The 4,836-nt window shown below is 47.3% G+C and carries 3 protein-coding genes; all 3 read left to right on the forward strand.

Annotated elements, in window-relative coordinates; genetic code table 11:
- Nucleotides 1-1,226, forward strand: a 1,226-nt coding sequence (locus JX312_RS09275; RefSeq protein ID WP_204457797.1) for a starch-binding protein, incomplete at its 5' end; no start/stop codon positions are given.
- Nucleotides 1,227-1,229: 3 nt separating this feature from the next.
- A complete protein-coding gene (locus JX312_RS09280) occupies nucleotides 1,230-2,576 on the forward strand; it encodes an alpha-amylase family glycosyl hydrolase (RefSeq protein ID WP_204457798.1) in 1,347 nt (448 codons plus the stop codon).
- 17 nt (nucleotides 2,577-2,593) lie between these two features.
- Nucleotides 2,594-4,699, forward strand: coding sequence for a glycoside hydrolase family 97 protein (locus JX312_RS09285; RefSeq protein ID WP_204457799.1), 2,106 nt, complete (start codon nucleotides 2,594-2,596; stop codon nucleotides 4,697-4,699).
- Nucleotides 4,700-4,836 lie beyond the last annotated feature (137 nt).

Here is a 4,836-nt window from a genome sequence, read left to right on the forward strand (position 1 = left end):
GTGGCAAGGATGTTGCGGTGGGAGATCCCCGCTGGGAGCTTGAGAAGGCGCATGACACAGATGCAAAGTGGGGTATTTACCTCAACCCCGAAGATTTTGCCGAAGGAAAGACGCTTGCCGACGGCTATACATTCTATTCCGTAGAACAGGGGGAGGAGCGTTCTCTCGACAATCAACCCGTGGCGCATACCGAATCTCCGGCTCTCGGACAGAGGACGAACGTGATCGTGTATCGTTGGGCGGATTATTTTAAAGAGCCTGAGAACCCCGGGGAGATAGATCATGACGGATATGTCATATACGTGGTTGACAATTCCGGTTACGAGCAGTTGTCGCTTTATGCCTGGGGTGATGCGGAAGTATTCGGCGGATGGCCGGGTATACAGCCCACTGGTGAGACCACCATCGATGGTGTGAAATATAAGTATTTCGATACGGGAGAAGCAAACGAAGGTCTCAATATCAATTTGATCTTCAACAACAATAATAACGGCTCCCAGCTTGGCGATTACAACGTGACTCTTGATCAGGATTATTATCTTGAGCTGACTGCAGACGGAGTGGTGCCTTACGATCCATCTTCCAATATTCCTCATGACGGTTATACACTCTATGTTTCAGACCAGTCCGGATGGGAAGAGCTGTATCTCTACATGTGGGGAGATGTCAACGACCTTAACGGCGCCTGGCCTGGAATGTCGCCTACCGGAACACAGGTTATCAATGGCGTTACTTACACGTATTTTGATTTCGGAAAGGATAATTGCGACAAAGGGCTCACAGAGCATCTGATCCTCAATAATGGAAATGGCAAGCAGGTGGATGATGTCGTGGTGTTCACACTCGACCGCGATGTATATGTGGAATTGACTGCAACTTCTGCCAAGGAGATAGATCCATCCGATTATTCACCCGGAGCAACCGAACCTGAAAAACCGGTTTCCTATAATCTTTATATAGAAAACAACACAGGCTGGAACGAATTTCATGTCTATGCTTATGGTGATAAGGAAGCGTTCGGGGGATGGCCCGGTGCAACAGCTTCTTCAACAAAAACAATAGATGGTGTGGAATATCTCGTGTTCCCCGTGGAAGGTGCCGGAGAAGTGGAGAACCTTATTTTTACAGACAATGCCGGAATCCAGTATGATGCCTTGCAGATTACGTTGGACAAGGATTATTATATAAGGGCGAATCCCGAATCTGCTGAACTGATTAACAAATAATAGATGATGGACACGACAAAGACAGGTAAAAAAATCTTTTTGGCATCTCTTGCTGTCGCCGCCGTAGCTTGCGGCGACAGCAATGAGCCTGCCGGCCCGGTTATCCCCGATAAACCGTCGGGAGATAAGGCGGCATCTATGGTAATATATCAGGTTAATCCGAGGTTTTATGGTGAAAGCGATTGCCTGAAAGCGGTAACAGACGATATTTCGAGAATTGCGGATATGGGTTGTGATGTAATATGGTTGATGCCGATATATGAGATCGGTGTCAAGAACAGCATCGGATCTCCATATTGTGTAAAGGATTACAAGAGCGTGGCTGCATCTCTCGGAACAATGGAAGACCTTAAGGAACTTGTTTCTGTAGCTCACGGCAAAGGTCTGGACGTAATCCTTGACTGGGTCGCAAACCACACATCATGGGATAATACATGGACAATCACGAATCCGGAACGTTACGCCAAAGATGCGAATGGAAATATTGCTGCCACCCCGTCATGGGGAGATGTGGCTCAACTTGATTATTCCGTAGAATCTACGCGCACGGGAATGAAAGAGGCAATGAAATTCTGGATTGAGCAGGCTGATATCGACGGCTTCAGGTGTGATTATGCGGAGGGAGTGCCTCATTCTTTCTGGAAAGAAGCCATTACGGAATTGCGTGCCGAAGATCCCGATGTCATTATGCTTGCTGAATCATCCCGAACGGATTTCTATGCAGACGGTTTTGATATGGTTTACGACTGGAATTTCGCTCCCGCGATGAAAACTCTCTTCAATGGTGGAAAACCGGCAGCATTCCATGATTATGTGACCGGAAGCAATGCAAAAATTCCGTCAGGTAAAACTATTTTGCGTTATGCTTTCAATCATGACGTGGCTGCTGAAAATGAGGTTGACAGGATGTTTGGTGCACCGGAAGGGGTTCCTGCAGCATACGTTTTGGCGGCAATGTCCAATTCCACTCCCATGATTTATTCTTCCATGGATGTTGAAGGGCTTAAAGGGAAACTCTCTTTCTTCAATCATCGCAAACTGGATTTTTCACCGGAACTGACAGCCACATATAAAGCTATAAACAATGCTTTCAAAGTGTCGGCAGAGGCAAGAGGGGGCGAACTTAAGAATTATGCTCAAAATGAAGCCGTGGTGTTCAGCAGGGAGAATGGAGGCAAGACGTTGCTCGTAATGGTTAATCCTTCAGCCAAGGCGATATCTGTAAAAACTCCGATATCGTTTACAGGCATGCAAGTCTCGGAACTGATTTCCGGGGAGGAAACGTCACTTCCCGTCATGACGGATATTCCAGCCTATGGGTATAAAATTTATCTTGGTGATACTCAATAATCGTTAGCCGCTTCATTATGAGAAAATTGATATTTATGATGATGCTGGTTTCGGCTTTAGGTGTTTCTGCCGTTTCCCGCATAACTTCTCCTTCCGGAGAATTGCTTCTGAATGTTGATATTGATGCAGATGGCAGTCTTTGTTATTCCCTTGATTACAAAGGGTCTTCACTCGTGAAAGAGAGTAGGCTCGGTCTTGTGTCTGATGAAGCAGACTTTACACATGGTTTCAAGATTGCTGGAACGGACACCCTCTCTGTAGACAGGACATGGAAGCCGATATGGGGGGAATATGAAACCGTACGCGATAATTTCCGTGAACTTGCCGTAATTTTGAAAGCCGAGAAGCCTGATCGCGAAATGACAGTCCGTTTCCGTCTTTTTGATGACGGTCTTGGATTCCGCTATGAATTTCCGGCACAGAGGGGTAGTAGCAACTACCTGACAGTGCGCGATGAGAAGACTGAGTTTAATTTCACCGGAGATCACACCCTCTTCTGCATTCCGGGAGATTATGACACGGATGAATACTTATGGTCAGAGACTTCGTTTTCCGGACTTCCGGATGCTTTAGGCCGTTATAGGCGACATTCAGAGGCTCAGCGCACCGGCGGAAATACCATTCAGACTCCGATGCTGATAAAAACAGGGGCTCCGGTGTATGTGAACATCCATGAAGCGGCACTTAAGGGATATCCTGCGATGCTTCTTGATGTTGATACGGACCGGCATGCGATGAAGACTCACCTTGTTCCCGATAAACTTGGGGTGCGGGCATATCTTCATCTCCCTTTCGAATCTCCGTGGCGCACACTTATTGTAAGTGACGACGCCCGAGACATACTCGCTTCTCAACTTGTACTAAACCTTAACGAGCCTTGTAAGATCGAAGACACCTCCTGGATCAAACCCATGAAATTCATTGGCGTGTGGTGGGAGATGTTTACGGGAAAGAAGAAGACATGGGCATATTCTGATGAATACCTTGCCAAACCGGGAGTGACAGACTATGCCTCCCTTAAATCCAATGGCAGGCATCCGGCGAATACAGCGAATGTGATGAGGTATATAGATTTTGCGGCAAGGAACGGAATTGACGGCGTTCTCGTGGAAGGCTGGAATGAAGGTTGGGAAGACTGGGCTTCATATCGCAAGAACCGGCAATTCCTTTTCGACAAGCCTTATCCCGACTTTGATGTGGATTCATTGCGTGATTATGCCGCTGCCAAAGGGGTGAAGCTTATCATGCATCATGAGACGGCAGCAAACGCCGCCGATTATGAACTTCAGCTTGATCGCGCTTTCAAGTTTATGAAAGATAACAATTATGATGCGGTCAAGACCGGTTATGTAGGTGCGATCATTCCGCGTTCGGAACATCACGGATCGCAATGGATGGTTGACCATGTGCGCCATGTCATAGAGCGTGCCGCAGATTATGAGATAATGGTCGACAGTCATGAGGCGCCGCGTCCCACCGGACTCTGTCGTACTTATCCCAACTGGCTTGCTCAGGAATCGGCGCGTGGCGGCGAGTTTGAGTCTATGGGCGGTAATCCGCCGTCACACACCTGCATCCTTCCCTTCACAAGGCTGAAAGGGGGACCGATGGACTATACCCCCGGACTTTTCGAGACCCGTCTAAGTTGTTATGACGAAGGTAAAAACGATCAGGCAGGAACCACGTTAGCCCGTCAGCTCGCGTTATACCTTACTATGCCTTCTCCCTTGCAGATGGCATGTGACCTGCCGGAAAATTATGAACGCTTTCCTGATGCGTTCCAGTTTATAAAGGATGTGCCGGTTGATTGGGCTGATTCGAGATATATTGAAGCGGAGCCTAACAGGTATATCACCGTAGCCCGACGTGACAAGGAATCTGACGACTGGTATGTGGGTGCAATAACCGATGAGTCTCCTCGAACGGCAGTAATAGACATGAGCTTCTTGCCGAAAGGGAAAAAATATGAAGCGACAATCTATGAAGATGCCCCTGGTGCGCATTGGAAGGATAATCCACAGGCGTATCGCATCCGTAAAGTGAAAGTGGACAATAAAACCAGGCTTAAGCAGCCTCTCGCAGCAGGAGGAGGGGCAGCAATCAGGATTAAGAAATTACATTGAAAACAATTGTTCTTATACCGGCTTGCGTGTGAACGTCGGCCGGTATTTTTTATTTAATACATTTACACTAGTGTCTCTTAAAAAGTGTTAATCAAATTCGAGGTCAAGAGTTGGATGGCAATTTGCTATTTGTGCTG

The sequence above is a fragment of the Barnesiella sp. CU968 genome (assembly GCF_905219685.1).
GTDB classification, from domain to species: Bacteria; Bacteroidota; Bacteroidia; order Bacteroidales; family Muribaculaceae; genus Lepagella; species Lepagella muris_A.